This is a genomic window from Amnibacterium kyonggiense (genome assembly GCF_004364555.1).
Classification (GTDB): domain Bacteria; phylum Actinomycetota; class Actinomycetes; order Actinomycetales; family Microbacteriaceae; genus Amnibacterium; species Amnibacterium kyonggiense.
Genome location: NZ_SOAM01000002.1, coordinates 276,707 through 295,443, shown reverse-complemented (window position 1 = coordinate 295,443; position 18,737 = coordinate 276,707). Strand labels below are relative to the sequence as shown.

19 protein-coding genes are annotated in these 18,737 nt (G+C 71.4%); 2 read left to right on the top strand and 17 right to left on the bottom strand.

All coding sequences use genetic code 11. The features are described from left to right. On the top strand, positions 1-396 hold the full coding sequence (locus CLV52_RS09770; protein WP_246018062.1) for an NUDIX domain-containing protein: 396 nt from the start codon (positions 1-3) through the stop codon (positions 394-396). Positions 397-562: 166 nt separating this feature from the next. Here CLV52_RS09770 and CLV52_RS09765 read toward each other — a convergent pair whose 3' ends face one another. From CLV52_RS09765 to CLV52_RS09745, 5 genes are all read right to left on the bottom strand, one after another. Further along, positions 563-982, bottom strand: coding sequence for a cytochrome c oxidase subunit 4 (locus CLV52_RS09765; RefSeq protein ID WP_133766163.1), 420 nt, complete (start codon positions 980-982; stop codon positions 563-565). A 1-nt stretch (position 983) separates the two neighbouring features. Next, a complete protein-coding gene (gene ctaD, locus CLV52_RS09760; RefSeq protein WP_133766162.1) occupies positions 984-2,732 on the bottom strand; it encodes an aa3-type cytochrome oxidase subunit I in 1,749 nt (582 codons plus the stop codon). A gap of 11 nt (positions 2,733-2,743) precedes the next feature. Continuing rightward, entirely contained in the window at positions 2,744-3,667 is a 924-nt protein-coding gene (ctaC, locus tag CLV52_RS09755) for an aa3-type cytochrome oxidase subunit II (RefSeq protein ID WP_246018061.1), read from the bottom strand. A gap of 237 nt (positions 3,668-3,904) precedes the next feature. Further along, entirely contained in the window at positions 3,905-4,273 is a 369-nt protein-coding gene (locus CLV52_RS09750) for a HesB/IscA family protein (RefSeq protein WP_133766161.1), read from the bottom strand. Between the two features lie 49 nt (positions 4,274-4,322). Then, positions 4,323-5,732, bottom strand: a complete 1,410-nt coding sequence (locus CLV52_RS09745) for a M20/M25/M40 family metallo-hydrolase (protein ID WP_133766160.1) — start codon at positions 5,730-5,732, stop codon at positions 4,323-4,325. A gap of 37 nt (positions 5,733-5,769) precedes the next feature. Between CLV52_RS09745 and CLV52_RS09740 the strand changes: the two genes are divergently transcribed. Continuing rightward, positions 5,770-6,348, top strand: coding sequence for a DUF3043 domain-containing protein (locus CLV52_RS09740; RefSeq protein ID WP_162850798.1), 579 nt, complete (start codon positions 5,770-5,772; stop codon positions 6,346-6,348). Between the two features lie 7 nt (positions 6,349-6,355). On the opposite strand, the gene CLV52_RS09735 is transcribed toward CLV52_RS09740, so the two are convergent. From CLV52_RS09735 to ftsZ, 12 genes are all read right to left on the bottom strand, one after another. Continuing rightward, positions 6,356-7,384, bottom strand: a complete 1,029-nt coding sequence (locus CLV52_RS09735) for a quinone-dependent dihydroorotate dehydrogenase (RefSeq protein ID WP_281276065.1) — start codon at positions 7,382-7,384, stop codon at positions 6,356-6,358. Positions 7,385-7,392: 8 nt separating this feature from the next. Continuing rightward, positions 7,393-7,857: a transcriptional regulator NrdR gene (nrdR, locus tag CLV52_RS18695; protein WP_133766158.1), complete on the bottom strand. Its 465-nt coding sequence runs from the start codon at positions 7,855-7,857 to the stop codon at positions 7,393-7,395. 93 nt (positions 7,858-7,950) lie between these two features. Then, positions 7,951-9,255: a histidinol dehydrogenase gene (hisD, locus tag CLV52_RS09725; RefSeq protein ID WP_211342670.1), complete on the bottom strand. Its 1,305-nt coding sequence runs from the start codon at positions 9,253-9,255 to the stop codon at positions 7,951-7,953. Positions 9,256-9,273: 18 nt separating this feature from the next. Next, positions 9,274-12,783 (bottom strand): DNA polymerase III subunit alpha, encoded by a 3,510-nt coding sequence (gene dnaE, locus CLV52_RS09720; RefSeq protein ID WP_133766157.1) that lies wholly within the window; start codon positions 12,781-12,783, stop codon positions 9,274-9,276. An 89-nt stretch (positions 12,784-12,872) separates the two neighbouring features. Next, complete coding sequence (locus tag CLV52_RS09715) at positions 12,873-13,484, bottom strand: P-loop NTPase family protein (RefSeq protein ID WP_133766156.1); 612 nt, start codon at positions 13,482-13,484, stop codon at positions 12,873-12,875. A 2-nt stretch (positions 13,485-13,486) separates the two neighbouring features. Beyond that, positions 13,487-14,404 (bottom strand): RluA family pseudouridine synthase, encoded by a 918-nt coding sequence (locus CLV52_RS09710; protein ID WP_133766155.1) that lies wholly within the window; start codon positions 14,402-14,404, stop codon positions 13,487-13,489. A gap of 1 nt (position 14,405) precedes the next feature. Then, a complete protein-coding gene (gene lspA, locus CLV52_RS09705; protein WP_133766154.1) occupies positions 14,406-14,900 on the bottom strand; it encodes a signal peptidase II in 495 nt (164 codons plus the stop codon). A 73-nt stretch (positions 14,901-14,973) separates the two neighbouring features. After that, positions 14,974-15,624 carry a DivIVA domain-containing protein gene (locus tag CLV52_RS09700; protein ID WP_133766153.1) on the bottom strand — a complete coding sequence of 217 codons (651 nt, stop codon included), beginning with the start codon at positions 15,622-15,624 and terminating at the stop codon, positions 14,974-14,976. A 138-nt stretch (positions 15,625-15,762) separates the two neighbouring features. Continuing rightward, positions 15,763-16,065: a YggT family protein gene (locus CLV52_RS09695; protein WP_133766152.1), complete on the bottom strand. Its 303-nt coding sequence runs from the start codon at positions 16,063-16,065 to the stop codon at positions 15,763-15,765. A 70-nt stretch (positions 16,066-16,135) separates the two neighbouring features. Continuing rightward, complete coding sequence (locus CLV52_RS09690) at positions 16,136-16,582, bottom strand: cell division protein SepF (protein WP_133766151.1); 447 nt, start codon at positions 16,580-16,582, stop codon at positions 16,136-16,138. A 54-nt stretch (positions 16,583-16,636) separates the two neighbouring features. Continuing rightward, positions 16,637-17,317 (bottom strand): YggS family pyridoxal phosphate-dependent enzyme, encoded by a 681-nt coding sequence (locus CLV52_RS09685; protein ID WP_211342669.1) that lies wholly within the window; start codon positions 17,315-17,317, stop codon positions 16,637-16,639. Positions 17,318-17,475: 158 nt separating this feature from the next. After that, positions 17,476-18,696 carry a cell division protein FtsZ gene (ftsZ, locus tag CLV52_RS09680; RefSeq protein ID WP_133766150.1) on the bottom strand — a complete coding sequence of 407 codons (1,221 nt, stop codon included), beginning with the start codon at positions 18,694-18,696 and terminating at the stop codon, positions 17,476-17,478. Positions 18,697-18,737: the final 41 nt, after the last annotated feature.

Sequence of the window (18,737 nt, the reverse complement as noted above, 5' to 3'; positions counted from 1 at the left end):
GTGCCGGCCACGGAGGTGCTCATCGGGCACATGGGCGGCCCGTTCTGGGCGAAGAAGGACGCGGCCGCCTGGTCGGTCCCCAAGGGCGCCGTCGAGGGGACGGAGGAGCCCCTGGACGCCGCGCTGCGGGAGTTCCAGGAGGAGACGGGCATCGCCCCTCCCCCGCCGCCCTACCGCGACCTGGGCGCCGAGCGGCAGCGATCCGGGAAGACGGTGCGGCTGTACGCGGTCGAGGCGGACGTCGACGTCGAGGCCTTCCGGCCGGGCACGTTCACCATGACGCTCCGCGGCCGCACGTTCGAGGTGCCGGAGCTCGACCGGCTGCGCTGGGTCGGCCTCGACGAGGCGCGCGACCTGCTGGTGGTCGGCCAGCGCCCCTTCCTCGAGCGGCTCTGAGCGCGCTGGTCTCGGCCGTTCCGCCGGTCGAGGTGCGAGCGCAGCGAGCCTCGAGACCACGACCCGGGCCAGGACTGCTCCAGGGCGTGGTTACTGCTGCACGGCGACGACGAAGGGCCCGGAGGCGGTCGCCTCCGGGCCCTTCGTGTGCGGGCAGCGGCCCGGATCAGTGTGCGAAGTAGCCGCGGTAGTACTCGTACACCCAGCCGACGATCGCGATGATGAAGACCGCGAAGCCGATGAACGCGATCCAGGTGCCCACCGCGAACCCGAGGAAGCCGAGCGTCGCGGCCGTGGCGAGGATGATCGGCCACCAGCTCCACGGGCTGAAGTGCCCGAGCTCCGGGTCGCCGTCGTCGATGGACGCGTCGAGGCGGTCCTCCGGCAGCGGGCCGCCCTGCGCGTGGAACGAGCGGTTCAGGTAGAACCCGATGAAGATCGACATGAGCGCCACGAGGCCGATGCCGACCGTGCCGACCCACTCCACCCGGCCGTCGTAGGTGAGCATCGCCCACCCCGTGTAGACCACGTCGGCGAGCACGAAGAACGCCGCGAGGACCCAGAGCAGATTGATGTTGACGCGCATGTCAGCGCACCTCGTCCCGTGCCGCGTCGTACGTCGGAGCGTCCGGGGCGTCCTTCGCCGGCCCGATGCCGAACGGGATGCCCGCCTCCGGGTGGTTCAGGTCGAACGCCGGGGACTCCGAACGGATGCGCGGGATCGACGTGAAGTTGTGCCGGGGCGGCGGGCAGCTCGTCGCCCACTCCAGCGACCGCGAGTAGCCCCACGGGTCGTTCACGGTGACCTTCGCGCCCCGACGGGCGGTGATCCACACGTTGTAAAAGAACGGCAGCATCGAGACGGCGAGGATGAACGCGCCTGCGGTCGAGATCTGGTTCATCAGCGTGTAGCCGTCGCCCGGCTGGTAGGTGGCGTAGCGCCGCGGCATGCCGAGGACGCCGAGCCAGTGCTGCACGAGGAACGTCGTGTGGAAGCCGACGAACAGCAGCCAGAAGTGGATCTTCCCGAGCCGCTCGTTGAGCATCTTCCCGGTCCACTTCGGCCACCAGAAGTAGAAGCCGGCGAACATCGCGAACACGACCGTGCCGAAGACGACGTAGTGGAAGTGCGCCACGACGAAGTAGCTGTCGGACAGGTGGAAGTCGAGCGGGGGCGACGCCAGGATGATGCCCGTCAGGCCGCCGAAGATGAAGGTGATGAGGAAGCCGAGGGACCAGACCATCGGCGTCTCGAAGGTCACCGAGCCCTGCCACATCGTGAAGGTCCAGTTGAAGATCTTCACGCCGGTCGGCACCGCGATGAGCATCGTCATCAGGGCGAAGAACGGCAGCAGCACCGAGCCGGTCACGTACATGTGGTGCGCCCACACCGCGACCGAGAGGGCCGCGATCGAGATGGTCGCGTAGATCAGCGTCTTATAGCCGAAGATCGGCTTCCGGCTGAACACCGGCATGATCTCGCTGATGATGCCGAAGAACGGCAGCGCGATGATGTACACCTCGGGGTGCCCGAAGAACCAGAACAGGTGCTGCCAGAGGATCGCACCGCCGCTCGACGAGTCGTAGACGTGCGCGCCGAGCACGCGGTCCGCGCCGAGCGTCAGCAGCGCGGCGGCCAGCACCGGGAACGCCATGATCACGAGCAGCGACGTGATGAGGATGTTCCAGGTGAAGATCGGCATCCGGAACATCGTCATGCCGGGCGCGCGCATCGTGATGATCGTCGTGATGAAGTTCACCGCGCCGAGGATCGTGCCGAAGCCGGAGAGGCCGAGGCCGAACACCCAGAGGTTCCCGCCGAGGCCCGGCGAGTACGCCGAGCTCGAGAGCGGCGAGTAGGCCGTCCAGCCGAAGCTCGCGGCGCCGCCCGGGGTGAAGAAGCCGGAGACCGCGACCAGCGAGCCGAAGAAGTACAGCCAGTACGCGAAGGCGTTGAGGCGCGGGAACGCGACGTCCGGGGCGCCGATCTGCAGCGGCATCAGCACGTTCGCGAACGCCGCGAAGAGCGGCGTCGCGAACATCAGCAGCATGATCGTGCCGTGCATCGTGAAGACCTGGTTGTAGATCTCCGGCGTCGCCACGACGTGCAGCCCGGGGGCCGCCAGCTGCGCCCTGATGATCAGCGCGAGCACGCCGCCGATCAGGAAGTACACGAACGAGGTGATCAGGTACAGGTACCCGATCTTCTTGTGGTCGGTCGTCGTCAGGTACTCGACGATGACGTTGCCCTTGCGGGCGACCTGGCTGCCCCCGACCGCGGCCGCCGCCTGGCCGGCGGGCAGCTGCTGCGTGGGCCGTCCGAGTGTGGAAGTCATCCGCGTCCCCCTCAGTTCCCGCTCACGCCGGTGCTCGTGTCACCGTTCGTGCCCTGCTCGCCCGAGTTCTGCGAGCCGGGATCGGAAGCGTTGTCGTCCTTGTCGTACTGCGTGCCGATCGTGCCGACGTTGCCGGCGGCCCGGAGCGAAGCGATGTGGGCGTCGTAGTCGGCCTGCGACACGACCTTGACCTGGAAGAGCATGCGCGAGTGGTACTCGCCGCACAGCTCGGCGCACTTGCCCTCGAAGGTGCCGATCCGCTGCGGGATGAAGTCCCAGTAGTTCGTCTGCCCGGCGATCATGTCCTTCTTGTAGAGGAAGTCGATCACCCAGAAGCTGTGGTTGACGTCGCGGGTGCGGAGCTGGATCTCCACCTTCTTGTCCACGGGCAGGTACAGCGTCGGGAGCTTCGTCTCGACCTTGCCCGCGTTGCTCGGGTCGGAGCTCAGCTGCGCCTGCACGCCCTGCTCGTAGACGTTCTCCTTCGCGTACGCGAAGTCCCACGCCCACTGCTTGCCGTACGCGTCGATCGTGACGTCAGGGTTCGCGAACCGCGTCTCGATCGCGGACTGGTCCTTCGCCGTGAAGGCGAACAGGCCGAGGACGAGGATCAGCGGGACGACCGTGTAGAAGATCTCGATCGGCATGTTGTACCGGAGCTGCACGGGGAGGCCGGTCTGGCCGCGACGACGTCGGTAGACGATCGCGAACCAGATGATGATGCCCCAGGTGATGACGCCGACGCCGAGGAGCGTGATCCAGGAGCCGACCCAGAGGTCGGACACCCGCTGCGTCTGGTTGGTGGCGTCCGGCTGCCCGGCGATGAAGCCGGGGAGGTAGCCGTGCATCTCCAGGGTGCTGCAGCCCGAGAGAGCCGCCACGATCCCCGCCGCGATGAGCGGCACGAGGATCACGCGTCGTCGAGTGGAGCGCACTGATTCCCTTCCCCGATTCTTCAGGCACGTCGTGCCGACCGTCAGCCTATCGCCCGGCGGAGTCCGCCACCCCGACCGGGACCGCCTTTTTCTACGACTTGTAGGGAGGACGGGGGCGCGGCCCCGGACCGCGTCCGGGATGCGCGCGCCTGATCGGCACCAGCCCGGTTGAAACGCCGGGAACGACGAAGCGGCCGGCCCCCCTCTCACGGAGCCGGCCGCTGCAGAGCGATGAACTCAGTGGAAGGAGTCGCCGCAGGCGCAGGAGCCCTGCGCGTTGGGGTTGTCGATGGTGAAGCCCTGCTTCTGGATGGTGTCCTCGAAGTCGACGGTGGCGCCGTCGAGGTAGGGGACGCTCATGCGGTCGACGACGACCTCGACGCCGTCGAAGGCGACGGTCGCGTCGCCGTCGAGCAGGCGCTCGTCGAAGTAGAGCTGGTAGATGAGACCGCTGCAGCCGCCGGGCTGCACGGCGAGGCGGAGGCGCAGGTCGTCGCGGCCCTCCTGCTCGAGGAGGCTCTTCACCTTGCTCGCGGCGGGAGCGGTCAGCAGCACGCCGTGGCCGGTCTCCGAGGTGGTGGTGCCGAGGATCGCGGTGTCGGTCATGGCTCGATGGTAGACGCGTCCACGGGATCCCGCGCGTGCGCGCCGCGCGTCAGTCGACGCGCCGCTTCGAGAGCCGGGCGAGGAGCAGCGCCTCGGCCGTGATCGCCTTCCGCAGCACGCCGAGGTCCTGCGACTCGTTCGGCGAGTGCGCGCGCGTGTCCGGGTCCTCGACGCCGGTGATGAGGATCTGCGCGGCGGGGAACCGCTCGGTGAGCGTGCTGACGAAGGGGATCGAGCCGCCGATGCCGGTGAGCTCGGGCTCGGCGCCCCAGCCGTCCGCGAGCGCGGCGCGGGCCGCCTCCGCCGCCCAGCCGGACTGGTCGACGAGGAACGGGTCGCCGAGGTCGACGTCGCTGACGGTCAGCCGCGCCCCGAAGGCGACGTGCTCCCGCAGGTGGCGCTCGAGCGCGGCGAACGCCTCGGCGGCCGGCTGCCCGGGGGCGACGCGGCAGCTGACGCGCACGCGGACGGACGGCAGCAGCGTGTTCGACGCGTTCACGACGTCGGTCACGTCGATGCCGGTCACGGTGATCGACGGGCCGTACCAGAGGCGGTCGGCGACCGTCCCCCGCCCGATCGCGCGCACGCCCGGCAGCAGGGCGGCGTCCGCCACGAGCTGCGCGTCGGTCGGACCGGCGGGACCGCCCGCTGGTGGCTCGGCGGACCGCAGACCCTCGACGGCCACGGCGCCGTCCTCGTCCCAGAGCGAGTCGAGCAGGCGCACCGCCGCGAGCACCGCGTCGGGAGCGGCGCCGCCGAACATGCCGGAGTGGCTCGCGTGGTCGAGGGTCGCGATCTCGAGCGTCGCCGTCACGTTCCCGCGGAGCGACGAGGTGAGCGCCGGCACGGTCGTGCTCACGTTGTCGGAGTCGGCGACGACGATCACGTCCGCGTCGAGCACGTCGTGGTTCTCGGCGAGGAAGGCGTCGAACGAGCGCGAGCCCGCCTCCTCCTCCCCCTCGACGAACAGCGCGATGCCGACCTCGAGCTCGTCGCCGAGCGCCGCCAGCGCGGCCGTGACCGCGGCGACGTGCGTGACGACGCCCGCCTTGTCGTCGGACGCGCCGCGCCCGAACAGCCGGTCGCCGCGCAGCGTCGGCTCGAAGGGCGGCGTGTTCCAGAGCTCGTCGCGGCCCGCGGGCTGCACGTCGTGGTGCGCGTAGAGCAGCACGGTGGGCCGACCCTCGGCGGCCGGCCGACGCGCGACGACGGCGGGTGAGCCGGTCGCGGTGCCGCTCTCGGCGGCGTAGTCCGCGCGGCGCACCTCCACCAGCTCGAACGCCCCGGTCCCCCGCAGCAGCTCCGCGACCGCCTCGGCGCTCGTCGTGAGCGCCGCCTCCGGGAAGCCCGGGAACGCGACCGACGGGATGCGCACCAGTCGGCCGAGCGCGCCGACGGCGGCGGGGAAGCCGGCCTCCACGGCATCGAGGACGGGACGCTCCGCGGGTTCGACCGGCATGCCGGTACCCTATGAGGCGTACCGGAGGAGGTCCGCGATGGCGAAGAAGACCGCGGAGGACGCTCCGCAGACGGGCGTCGTGCTGAACGGCGAACCCGTCGCCGGCAAGGGCCGCGCCACCCCCTCGCGCCGCGAGCGCGAGGCGGCGAACCGTCGACCGATCGTCGTCACCGACCGCAAGGCCGCGCGTCGGCAGTCCCGCACGCGGGAGGCGGAGGCGCGGGAGCGCGCCCGCATCGGCTTGGCGAACGGCGAGGAGCGCTACCTCCCCGCGCGCGACCGGGGCTCGCAGCGCCGGTTCGCCCGCGACTTCGTCGACTCGCAGTGGACGATCGGCGAGTTCCTCATCCCGGTCTTCGTGCTCTTCTTCGTGGCGACGCTGGTGCTGCCGCAGGCGTCCTGGCTCTTCCTGCCCCTGTACGGCTACCTCGCGCTGACGATCGTCGACGGCCTCCTGCGCGCCGCGATCATCCGGCGGCGGCTCGCGCAGAAGCTCGGCGACAGGACCAAGGTGGAGCGCGGCCTGAACCTCTACGTGGTGATGCGGTCGGCGCAGTTCCGCAACCTCCGCGTGCCGAAGGCGCTGGTCAAGCGCGGCACCCGCGTCACCGCCTGAGCGGTCGTCAGGCGCGGTTCAGCGCCGCGGCCCATCCCGGGCCGCGGTAGAGGAACGCCGTGTAGCCCTGGACGAGGTCGGCACCCGCGTCGAGTCGCGCGCGCACGTCCGCAGCGGTCGCGACGCCGCCGACGCTGATGACGCACGCCTCCGCGGGCAGCGCCTCGCGGAGGACGCGGAGGACCTCGAGCGATCGCGTCGCGAGGGGCGGACCCGACAGCCCGCCGGCGCCCATCGCCTCGACGCGGTCCGCAGGGGTGCGGAGGCCGTCGCGCCGGACCGTCGTGTTGATGGCGACGACGCCGGCAAGGCCGAGCCGGGCGGCGAGCGCGCCGATGTGGCGCACCGCGTCGTCCTCGAGGTCCGGTGCGATCTTCACGAGCAGCGGGGTCGCCCCCGCCTCCGACAGCACGGCGGCGAGGAGCGGCTCGAGCAGGTCGAGCTCCTGCAGCCCGCGGAGGCCCGGCGTGTTCGGCGACGAGACGTTCACGACGAGGTAGTCGGCGAGCGGGGCCAGCAGCCGCGCGCTGAAGCGGTAGTCGTCGACCGCGTCCTCGACGGCGGTGACGCGGCTCTTGCCGATGTTCACGCCGACGACGGGCAGGCCGCCACGGCGCCGGAGCCGCCGCAGGCGGGCGGCGACGACCTCGGCGCCGTCGTTGTTGAACCCCATGCGGTTGATGAGCGCGCCGTCGGCGGGCAGCCGGAACAGTCGGGGCGCCGGGTTGCCCGGCTGCGGTTTCGCGGTGACGGTGCCGATCTCGATGTGCCCGAACCCGAGCGCGCCGAGCCCGCGGACCGCGATCGCGTTCTTGTCGAACCCGGCGGCGAGGCCGAACGGCGTCGGGAAGCGCACGCCCATCGCGGTGACCGGTGTCCCGATAGCGGTGGTGCGCCGGCGGACCGCGTCGGCGACGACGGGTGCGGCGCCGAGCGCGCGGATGACGACCACCGCCGCGTGGTGCGCGGCCTCCGGGTCCATGCGCATCAGCACGACGCGGAACAGGGCGCGGTAGGCCCGCTCGACGACTCCCACGGGTGCGCTCAGGCGCCCTTGGGCGACGAGTTCTCGACGCGCAGCAGCGTGATGGCCGCCTCGAAGTCGTCGAGCGAGGTGAAGCCCTGGTAGACGCTCGCGAAGCGGAGGTACGCGACCTCGTCGAGTTCGCGGAGCGGCGGGAGCACGGCGAGGCCGATGTCGTTCGCCTCGATCTGACTGGCGCCGGTCTGCCGGATCGTCTCCTCCACCCGTTGCGCGAGCAGCGCGAGGTCGGAATCGGTCACCGGCCGGCCCTGGCACGCCTTGCGCACGCCGGCGACGACCTTGTCGCGGCTGAACGGCTCGAGCACGCCGTTCCGCTTGATGACGGACAGGCTCGCGGTCTCCGTGGTGGAGAAGCGTCGGCCGCAGTTGGGGCACTGCCGGCGCCGGCGGATGGCGAGGCCGTCGTCGCTCACGCGGGAGTCGACGACCCTGGTGTCCGGATTCCGGCAGAAGGGGCAGTGCATCTCGCGATCGATCCTACCGGTGGCGCGGGACGAATGACAGCGGTGTGATTCCGCGGTGATCAGGTCCTGTGCGCTCCGCTCGGTCGCATGCGGTCAGGCGAAGCGGGCGTCCACGGCGTCGCCGTGGGCGGGCAGGCCCTCCGCGTCGGCGAGGGCGCGCACGACCGGGCGGGCCGCGCGCAGGGCCTCGAGCGAGTAGTCGACGACCTGCTGCTGGCGGAGGAACGGCCGTACGGAGAGACCGGCGGCGAACCGCGCCGTGCCACCGGTCGGCAGCACGTGGTTCGAGCCCGCGGCGTAGTCGCCGAGGCTCACGGGCGTGCCGGCGCCGACGAAGACCGCGCCGGCCTCCGTCAAGTCCGCGACGAGGGACCAGGGGTCGACCGTCTGCACCTCGAGGTGCTCCGGCGCGTACGCGTTGCTCACCGCGACCGCCGCGGCGCGGTCGTCGACGAGGAGGATCCCGGACTGCCGCGCCGTCAGGGACGTGCGCACACGGTCGGCGTGGAACGTCGCCGCGGCGCGGCGGACGACCGCCTCGTCGACGGCGGCGGCGAGGCTCGGCGAGTCGGTGACGAGCACCGCCGCGGCGAGCACGTCGTGCTCGGCCTGGCTGATGAGGTCGGCGGCGACGAGCTCCGGGTCCGCGGAGTCGTCCGCGATCACGACGATCTCGGTCGGGCCGGCCTCGGAGTCGATGCCGACGACCCCCGCCACCGCGCGCTTGGCGGCGGCGACGTAGACGTTGCCCGGGCCCGTCACGACGTCGACGGGCTCGAGGCCGATCCCCGGCACGCCGTGCGCGAGGGCGCCGACGGCACCGGATCCGCCCATGACGTAGACCTCGTGCACGCCGAGCAGCCCGGCGGCGCCGAGGACGACCGGGTGGGCGCGCCCGCCCTGGTCCCGCTGCGCCGGCGTCGCCACCGCGATCGCCCGGACGCCGGCCACCTGCGCGGGCACCACGTTCATGACGACGCTGGACGGGTAGACCGCGCGGCCGCCCGGCACGTAGAGGCCGACGCGGCGCACCGGCAGCCAGCGCTGCAGGATCGAGGCGCCGTCCCCGAGGTGCGTCGTGGTCGGCTCGGAGAGCTGCGCCCGGCTCGCGGCACGCACGCGCTCGATCGTGATCTCGAGCGCCGCCCGGATGTCCGGCGGCAGCGCCCGCTCCGCCGCGACGATCTCCTCGACGGGCACCCGGATCGCCGGCGGCCGACCCCCGTCGAAGCGGTCGGCCTGCTCGAGCAGCGCCGCCTCGCCGCGGGCGCGCACGTCGTCGATGAGCGCGACGACGTCCGCCTGCACGCTGCCGGGGTCGTCAGCCGGTCGGGGCAGGGCGGCGCGGATGGTCGCGGCGTCGAGCGCGCTCCCCCGCAGATCGATGGTCCGCAGCACGGTCGACGAGCCTACCGATCAGACGCAGGCGGGGCCGAGGAGGCTCTTCAGCTCGCCGTACAGGTCCGCGGTCACGCGCACCGGGAACGGGATCTCGAACACCCGCGCCGTCTCGCCCTTCGTGAGCCGGAGGCGCACCTCGGTCTCGCCGGAGTTGCGGATGAGCACGTCGGACAGCGACTTCACGGTCGCCGTCGTCGCGCGCACGTCCGGCAGCGTGATCATGATCGGCCCGGACCCGCCGGAGGTGCCGAGGTCCGGCGTGAAGACGCTGTTCGCGTGGATGTTGATGCCGTCGTCCCGGGCCGAGACCCGACCCCGGACGACCACGACGCTGTCCGCGACGAGCGCGGGCGCGAACTCCTGGTACGCCTTGCCGAGGAACATCACGCTGACCGTGCCGCCGAAGTCCTCGATCTGAACGATGCCGTACTGGTTGCCGGAGTTCCGGGCGACGCGGTGCTGCACCTCGGTGACGAGCCCCGCCAGGGTGACCTGCTCCCCGTCGGGCGGCGTCTCGAGGGCGAGCAGGTCGGCGATGGACGTCGACGCGTGCTTCGCGAGCACGGTCTCGAGGCCCGCGAGCGGGTGGTCGGACACGTAGAGCCCGAGCATCTCCCGCTCGAACGCGAGCTTCTGCTTCTTCGACCACTCCGGCTTCGGCGGGACCTGCGCGGTCTCCTGCGGCTCATCGAACAGGCTGTCGAAGTCGAACCCGAAGTCGCCGTTCGCCTCGGCGCGCTTGTCCTTCACGCTCATGTCGACGGCGGCCTCGTGGATCTCGAGGAGCGCCCGGCGGGTCGACCCGAGCGTGTCGAACGCGCCGGCCTTGATGAGCGACTCGACCGTGCGCTTGTTCGCGACGCCGAGCGGCACCTTCTTCAGGAAGTCGTGGAAGGACGTGAAGCGGCCCTTCTCCTCCCGCGCCGCGATGATCTGCTCGACGACGTTCGCGCCGACGTTGCGGATCGCGCCCATGCCGAAGCGGATGTCCTCGCCGACGGCCGCGAAGAAGCCGATTGACTCGTTCACGTCCGGCGGCAGGACCTTGATGCCCATCCGGCGGCACTCGTTGAGATAGACGGCGAGCTTGTCGCGCGCGTCCCCGACGGAGGTGAGCAGCGCGGCCATGTACTCGGCCGGGTAGTGCGCCTTGAGGTACCCGGTCCAGTAGGACAGCACGCCGTAGGCGGCCGAATGCGCCTTGTTGAAGGCGTAGTCGGAGAACGGCAGCAGGATGTCCCAGAGCGTGTTCACGGCCTCGTCGGAGTAGCCGCGCTCGTTCATGCCCGCCTTGAAGCCGGCGAACTGCTTGTCCAGCTCCGCCTTCTTCTTCTTGCCCATGGCGCGGCGGAGGATGTCCGCCTGTCCCAGGCTGAAACCGGCGAGCTTCTGCGCGATCGCCATCACCTGCTCCTGGTAGACGATCAGGCCGTAGGTGGTGCCGAGCACGTCCTTCAGGGGCTCCGCGAGCTCCGGGTGGATCGGGACGATCTCCTGCAGCCCGTTCTTCCGGAGCGCGTAGTTCGTGTGCGAGTTCGCACCCATCGGGCCCGGGCGGTAGAGCGCACCGACGGCGGAGATGTCCTCGAAGTTGTCCGGCTTCATGAGCCGGAGCAGCGACCGCATCGGGCCGCCGTCGAACTGGAACACCCCGAGGGTGTCGCCCGCGGCGAGCAGCTTGTACGTCAGCTCGTCGGTGAGCGGCAGGTCCTCGAGCACGGGGCGGTGCCCCCGGTTCGCCTGGATGTTGTCGAGCGCGTCCTCGATGATCGTGAGGTTGCGGAGGCCCAGGAAGTCCATCTTGATCAGCCCGAGCGCCTCGCACGCCGGGTAGTCGAACTGCGTGACGATCTGGCCGTCCTGCTCGCGGCGCTGGATCGGGATCACATCGGTGAGCGGGACGCTCGACATGATCACGCCGCAGGCGTGGACGCCCCACTGCCGCTTCAGGCCCTCGAGCCCGAGCGCGGTGTCGAAGACCGTCTTGGCCTCCGGGTCCATCTCGATGACGGCCCGGATGTCGCCGGCCTCCTTGTAGCGCTTGTCCTTCGGGTCGAAGATGCCGGACAGCGAGATGTCCTTGCCCATGATCGCGGGCGGCATCGCCTTCGTGAGCTTCTCCCCCATCCCGAAGGGGAAGCCGAGCACGCGACCCGAGTCCTTCAGCGCCTGCTTCGCCTTGATCGTGCCGTAGGTCACGATCTGGCTGACGCGGTCGTCGCCGTACTTGTCGGTGACGTACTTCAGCACCTCGTCGCGCCGACGCTCGTCGAAGTCCACGTCGAAGTCGGGCATCGAGACGCGGTCCGGGTTGAGGAACCGCTCGAAGATCAGGCCGTGGACGAGCGGGTCGAGGTCGGTGATCCGCATCGCGTACGCCGCCATCGACCCGGCGCCGGAGCCGCGGCCCGGGCCGACCCGGATGCCGTGGTTCTTCGACCAGTTGATGAAGTCCGCGACGACGAGGAAGTACCCGGGGAAGCCCATCTGGAGGATGACCGACTTCTCGTACTCGGCCTGCTTGCGCACCGCGTCCGGGATGCCGTCCGGGTATCGGACCTCGAGCCCGCGATCGACCTCCTTGACGAACCAGGAGTCCTCCGTCTCCCCCTCCGGCACCGGGAAGCGCGGCATGTAGTTCGCCGAGGTGTCGAACTCGATCTCGCACCGCTCCGCGATGACGAGCGTGTTGTCGCAGGCCTCCGGCAGGTCGCGGAAGATGTGCCGCATCTCCGCGGCCGTCTTCAAGTAGTACTCGTCGCCGTCGAACTTGAAGCGGTTCGGGTCGTCGAGCGTCGAGCCGGACTGGACGCAGAGCAGCGCCGCGTGGCTCTTCGCGTCCTCCGCGTGCGTGTAGTGGAGGTCGTTCGTCGCGACGATCGGCAGCGAGAGCTCCTTCGCCAGCCGGAGCAGGTCCTGCTGCACCCGCCGCTCCACGGAGATGCCGTGGTCCATCAGCTCGACGAAGAAGTTGTCCTTCCCGAAGATGTCGCGGAACTCCGCCGCGGCCTCGACCGCCTCGTCCCACTGCCCGAGGCGCAGCCGCGTCTGGACCTCGCCGCCGGGACAGCCGGTCGTGGCGATGAGGCCCTCGTGGTGCTCGTGCAGCAGCTCGCGGTCCATGCGCGGCTTGAAGTAGTAGCCCTCGATGGACGCGCGCGACGACAGCTTGAAGAGGTTGTGGAGCCCCTGCGTCGTCTCGGCGAGCAGCGTCATGTGCGTGTAGGCGCCCGAGCCCGACACGTCGTCGCCGCCGCCGTCGCCCCACCGGATGCGCGTCTTGTCGCCGCGGTGCGTGCCCGGCGTCAGGTACGCCTCGGTACCGATGATCGCCTTCACGCCGTGCTGCTGCGACTGCTTCCAGAAGTCGAACGCACCGAACGTGTTGCCGTGGTCCGTGATCGCGATCGCGGGCATGCCCTGCTTCGCGGCCTCGCCGAGCATGTCGCCGAGTCGTGCGGCACCGTCGAGCATCGAGTACTCGGAGTGCACGTGGAGGTGTACGAAGCTGTCGGAGGCGCCCATCGTGGGAGGACGTTAGCGGCGCCCTCGGACAGTGGCAGTGTCGCCTGATCGAGCCGCGATTCGCCCTCCGGGCCGGGCGCGGCGGCCGTTCAGCCGAGCGGTCCGAGCAGCCCTTCGACCCGGTCCGCGACCGCCTCGGCGCCCTCGGACCCGTCCACGTCGACGACCGGGAGCCCGAGCACGGCGCACTGGTCGCGGAGGACCTCCGTGAACAGCCGGTCGCGCTCGAGCACGTTCGCGAGGGCCCGCGCCGGGTCGCGGGTCCGCTCCCAGAAGGCGCGGCCCTCGGCGGCGCGGCCGGCGAACGCACGCGCCCGCTGCTCCGGCGTCGGCAGCAGCCAGACCGCCCGGTCGCCGAGCTCGACGAAGCGGCGGACGAAGCCCGGCAGGAGCCGGAAGCCCTCCACGACCAGGGGACCGCGCGGCAGGTCCCGCAGCAGCAGGTCGAACGCCGCGCCCGCGAACCAGGGGAACGTCGCGAGCATCTCCCCCGGCCGACGGTCGACCCAGCGCTCGTCCATCGACATCCGCACGAACGCGTCGACCGCCGGATCGCCGGCCGACGCCGTCGCGTGCTCGTGCAGGGACTCGTCGGTGTGGACGACCGGCCGGCCGTGCCGCTCGCCGAGGATGCGGGCGACGGTCGACTTCCCGGCGCCGCTGCCCCCGCCGATCCAGACGGTCGCCCGAGCCGCCGCCACGCCTACTCCGCGAGCAGGTCGAGCGCGTGCTGCAGATCGGCGGGCAGCGGGCTCTCGAACTCGACCGCCTCCCCCGTCCCCGGATGCGCGAACCCGAGCCGGGCCGCGTGCAGCCACTGCCGCTCGACGCCGAGGCGCTGGGCGAGACCCGGGTCGGCGCCGTACATGGTGTCGCCGACGAGCGGGTGCCGGAGGTGGGCGAAGTGGACGCGGATCTGGTGGGTCCGGCCGGTCTCGAGATGGACCTCGAGCAGGGTCGCCGCGCGGAACGCCTCCAGCGTGTCGTAGTGGGTGACGGACGGACGCCCGTCCGACACGACGGCGAACCGGTAGTCGGCCTTCGGGTGGCGCCCGATCGGCGCGTCGATGGTGCCCGACGTCGGGTCCGGGTGCCCCTGTGCCAGCGCGAGGTACACCTTGTCCACCGTGCGCTCCTTGAACGCGCGCTTCAGCGCCGTGTAGGCGGGTTCGCTCTTCGCGACGACCATGAGCCCGCTCGTGCCGGCGTCCAGCCGGTGGACGATCCCCGCCCGCTCGGCGGCGCCGGAGGTGCTGACGCGCACCCCGGCGGCGGCGAGGCCGCCGACGACGGTCGGCCCCAGCCACCCGGGCGACGGATGCGCCGCGACGCCGGCGGGCTTGTCGACGACGATCAGGTCGTCGTCCTCGAACACGACGTCGAGCCCCGGCACGGCGATCGGCTCGACCGGAGCGGCCGACGGCTCCTCCCACCGGACCGACAGCAGCGCGCCGGCGGCGAGCCGGTCCGAGCGGCCGACGGGCCTGAAGTCGACCTCCACGCCGCCCTCGTCCGCGATCGCCGCCGCCTTGGTCCTGGACAGGCCGAGGAGCTTCGCCAGGCCGGCGTCGACCCGTTCCCCGGCGAGGCCGTCGGGCACGGGCAGCAGTCGCTCGGGCACCTCAGCCCTTCGACCGCGCCGGGCGCCTGGAGCCGTCGATGCCGCGGCCGAGCAGGGTCAGCAGCACGAACAGGCACATCGAGATCACGATCGCCGAGTCCGCCAGGTTGAAGATGGCGGGCAGCAGCCACGGCACGAGGATGAAGTCGACCACGTGGCCGACGCCGAAGCCCGGCGGGCGGGTGAGGCGGTCCGTCAGGTTGCCGAGCGTGCCGCCGAGCAGCAGCCCGAAGAGCACGCCCCACGCCACCGACCGGATGCGCCGAGCGAACCAGACGAGGAAGACGACCACCGCGACGGCGATGATCGAGAACACCCAGGTGGCGCCCGTCGCGAGGGAGAACGCCGCGCCGGGGTTGGCGACGTGCTCGAAGATCAGCAGGTTCCCGATGACCGGGTGCGGGACGCCCTCCGGGAGCGTCGCGACGACCCAGGCCTTGACGACCTGGTCGGCCGTCAGGACGGCGACGGCCACGGCGACGAGCAGTGCAAGCACGCCGGGACGGACGGGAGCGGACGCGGAACGGGGCGCCGCCGTCACCGGCGACGCCCCGTCGGGTCCGTTCGGGTCAGTTGCCACCGAAGCCCTGGAAGCCGGACGGCGTCGGCACGCCGACGCTGCCGTAGGAGCCGGTGCCCGCGGTGACGACGTTCGAGGCGTCGAGCTCGCGGAGCAGGCCCTCGATGTGGCCCTTCAGCTTCTGGCGGTACTCGCGCTCGAAAGCGCGCAGCTCGTCGATGCGGTGCTCGAGGAGCGCACGCTCCTGGTCGAGCGTGCCCATCTGGGAGCGCTGCTTCGCCTCGGCGTCGGCGACGACGCGGGCCGCCGTGGCGTGCCCCTCGGCGATGAGCGCGTCGCGCTTCTCGACGCCCTCCCGCACGTGCTCCTCGTGGAGCCGGCGCGCGAGCTGGAGCAGGTTGTTCGTGTTCGACGGGTCGACCGCGCCGACGTCGGTCTGGGCCGTCGGGTAGCTGAGCTGCGCGATCGGCGCCTGCGAGGGCTGCTCGCCCGTCACCGGCGCGGAGGAGCGCTGCAGCTCCGCGATCCGGGACTCGCTGGCGATCAGGCGCTGGCGGAGGTCCTCGTTCTCCTGGCCGAGGCGGCGGAGCTCGACGACGACCTCGTCCAGGAAGTCGTCGACCTCGTCCTGGTCGTAGCCCTCACGGAACTTCGTCGGTTGGAATCGCTTGTTGACGACGTCTTCAGGCGTGAGGGCCATGGTCCCACCTTCATGGTTCTCTGCGGGGCTGCTGGATTGCGGTGCAGGAGAGGCTAGCGCGGATCCGACCCCGACGACCCCGTTTCCGGGGGTGAGCGGCCGCTCCGCGTGTCGCGGGCCGACGTGCTATGGCCGGGCTCAGAGGGCCTGGACGGCGATCGCGACGTACATCAGCACGATGACCGCGAACATCACGATCGTGAACCCGAAGTCGAGCGCGAACTGGCCGATCCTGAGCGGCGGCAGCACGCGGCGGACCGCCTTGATCGGCGGGTCGGTCGCCGTGTACGCGGCCTCCGCGAGCACCAGGACGACCCCGCGCGGCCGCCAGCTCTCGCTGAAGGCCTGCACGAGGTCGAGGATGAAGCGCGCCCAGAGCGCGAAGAAGTACACCAGCAGGACGACGTACGCGACCGCGCCGACGAGGCCGATCGGGCTCATCGTCCGGACTCCACGGGATCCAGTATCGCGGTGACCGGCGCCGACGGGCGCCGGTCACCCGCTGATCGGGTCAGCCGGTGAACGTCGCGTCGAGGTCCGACGTGACGTTCGCGGGCTCCTCGCCCGACACCGTGATGTGCTCCGGCGAGAGCAGGAACACCTTGCTCGTGACGCGCTCGATCCGGCCGCGCAGGCCGGTCGAGAGCCCGGACGCGAAGTCGACGAGCCGCCGCGCCTCCGCCTCCGTCATCTGCGTCAGGTTGATGATCACGGGCGTGCCGTCGCGGAAGTGCTCGGCGATCTGCTGCGCGTCGCGGTACTGCCGCGGGTGCACGGTCAGGATCTCGTTCATCTCCGGCACCGCCGCCTTCGCGACCCGCCGCGGCAGCGGCGTCACCTGCGCGCGCGTGACGACCGGCTGCACGTACGGCGCCACCGGCTCGACCGGCTCCGCGTAGTCGTACTGGTCGTCCGCGAGGCCGAGCCACACCATCGACTTGCGAATGGGGTTCGACATGGAATCCTCCACGGGCTGCGCACACACCCCCCGCGGTGCCGCCCGGAACGAGTATTACAGCCCTGTGCTTCTCGGGCCAGTGACGGCCGAGCCGATCCGCACGTGTGTCGCGCCGGCGGCGATCGCCTCGCGGAAGTCGCCGGACATGCCGGCCGATATCCAGGACGCGTCGGGAGCGACTCCGCGCACCCGCTCCGAGACCATCCGGAGGGCCGAGAAGGCCGGAACGACGGGCATCCCGAGCGGTGCGACCGTCATCACCCCGCGGAGTCGGAGGCCGTCGGATTCGACGATCCGGCCAGCGAGGAAGGGAATGGCGGAGGGTTTCGCACCCCCACGACTGGGGCCCTCCGAGCCACCTTCGGGAATGCCGAGATCGACCTGCAGGAGGACGTCGAGTTCTCGTCCGTCGAGCGCCTCGATCAATTCGATCCGGTCGACGGAATGGATCACGTCGGCGTACTTCGCGACCTGTCTCGCCTTGTTCGTCTGCAGCTGCCCGATGAAGTGCCAGACGACGTCGTCGGGCAGCGCGGCGGCCTTGTCGCGCGCCTCCGGATGGCGGCTCTCGCCGAAGTCGCGGACCCCGAGGTCGTACAGCTCCTGGAGCAGGTCGACGGGCTGGAACTTCGTGACGACGACGAGGGTGACCTCCGCCGGGTCGCGGTCGGCGGCGCGCGCGGCGGCGGCGATCCGCTGCTGCACCCCGTGGAGGCGGTCGGCGAGCTCGGTCACGAGGCTCGACGGTACTGCGGGTCGCGGACGGCACACGCGCGAGCGGCGTCCCGAGGGCACGAGCCGGCGAGGGGCGTGACACCGCTGCGAAGCGCAGCGCCCGTGCAGGGCGCTGCGCAGCAGCGCAACCGCGCCGCAGCGGCGGCGCGGCGATGGACTCAGCGCAGGAACTCCGGAATGTCGAGATCGTCGTCGTCGTCGCCGTAGTCGAGGTCGCTCGTCTGGGTGAGCGTCGTCGAGTCGGCGACGAGCTGCCACTCGTGCGAGCCGGTCGTGTTGTGGTCGGCCGCCGTCGAGGGCTTCTGCACCGCTGCGGGCGCCGTGGCAGGCGCTGCAGCCGCGGCGGGAGCGCCGGCCGCGGCGACGGCGCCCGTCGCCGGGCGGCCCGCGTCCACGAAGTTGCTGCGTCGCGCGTCGCGCTTCTCCCGGAAGTTCTCGCCGTCGAACCCGGCGGCGATCACGGTGACGCGCACCTCGTCGCCGAGGGTGTCGTCGATGACCGCGCCGAAGATGATGTTCGCCTCCGGGTGCACGGCCTCCTGCACGAGGCGGGCCGCGTCGTTGATCTCGAGGATCCCGAGGTTCGAGCCGCCCTGGATCGAGAGCAGCACGCCGTGCGCGCCGTCGATCGATGCCTCGAGCAGCGGCGACGCCACCGCGAGCTCCGCGGCCTTGATCGCCCGGTCCGCTCCCCTGGCCGAGCCGATGCCCATGAGGGCGCTGCCCGCGCCCTGCATGACGCTCTTCACGTCCGCGAAGTCGAGGTTGATGAGGCCGGGCGTCGTGATGAGGTCCGTGATGCCCTGGACGCCCGCGAGGAGCACCTGGTCGGCCGTCGCGAACGCCTCGACGATGGAGATGCCGCGGTCGCTGATCTCGAGCAGCCGGTCGTTCGGCACGACGATGAGCGTGTCGACCTCGTTCGCGAGCGACTGCACGCCGCGCTCGGCCTGCTGGAGGCGGCGCTTGCCCTCGAACGCGAACGGCTTCGTCACGACGCCGATGGTGAGCGCGCCGATCGACTTCGCGATGCGGGCGACGACGGGCGCGCCGCCGGTACCGGTACCGCCGCCCTCCCCCGCGGTGACGAACACCATGTCGGCGCCCGCGAGCGCCTCCTCGATCTCCTCCGCGTGGTCCTCGGCGGCGCGGCGGCCGACCTCCGGGTCCGCGCCCGCGCCGAGGCCGCGGGTCAGCTCCCGGCCGACGTCGAGCTTCACGTCGGCGTCGGAGAGGAGGAGCGCCTGCGCGTCCGTGTTGATCGCGACGAACTCGACGCCGCGGAGGCCGAGCTCGATCATCCGGTTGACGGCGTTGACGCCGCCGCCGCCGACGCCGACGACCTTGATGACCGCGAGGTAGTTCTGGTTCGAGGACACGTGGGCCTTCCGGTGGGTCTCGGTGGCGTTGCTTCAACCTC

Bases quoted from the DNA above. Each gene is read 5' to 3' on its own strand.
- CLV52_RS09765 (WP_133766163.1), bottom strand. From the start codon at position 982: ATGCGCGTCAACATCAATCTGCTCTGGGTCCTCGCGGCGTTCTTCGTG.
- ctaD (WP_133766162.1), bottom strand. From the start codon at position 2,732: ATGACTTCCACACTCGGACGGCCCACGCAGCAGCTGCCCGCCGGCCAG.
- CLV52_RS09750 (WP_133766161.1), bottom strand. From the start codon at position 4,273: ATGACCGACACCGCGATCCTCGGCACCACCACCTCGGAGACCGGCCAC.
- CLV52_RS09745 (WP_133766160.1), bottom strand. From the start codon at position 5,732: ATGCCGGTCGAACCCGCGGAGCGTCCCGTCCTCGATGCCGTGGAGGCC.
- CLV52_RS09740 (WP_162850798.1), top strand. From the start codon at position 5,770: ATGGCGAAGAAGACCGCGGAGGACGCTCCGCAGACGGGCGTCGTGCTG.
- nrdR (WP_133766158.1), bottom strand. From the start codon at position 7,857: ATGCACTGCCCCTTCTGCCGGAATCCGGACACCAGGGTCGTCGACTCC.
- dnaE (WP_133766157.1), bottom strand. From the start codon at position 12,783: ATGGGCGCCTCCGACAGCTTCGTACACCTCCACGTGCACTCCGAGTAC.
- CLV52_RS09700 (WP_133766153.1), bottom strand. From the start codon at position 15,624: ATGGCCCTCACGCCTGAAGACGTCGTCAACAAGCGATTCCAACCGACG.
- CLV52_RS09695 (WP_133766152.1), bottom strand. From the start codon at position 16,065: ATGAGCCCGATCGGCCTCGTCGGCGCGGTCGCGTACGTCGTCCTGCTG.
- CLV52_RS09690 (WP_133766151.1), bottom strand. From the start codon at position 16,582: ATGTCGAACCCCATTCGCAAGTCGATGGTGTGGCTCGGCCTCGCGGAC.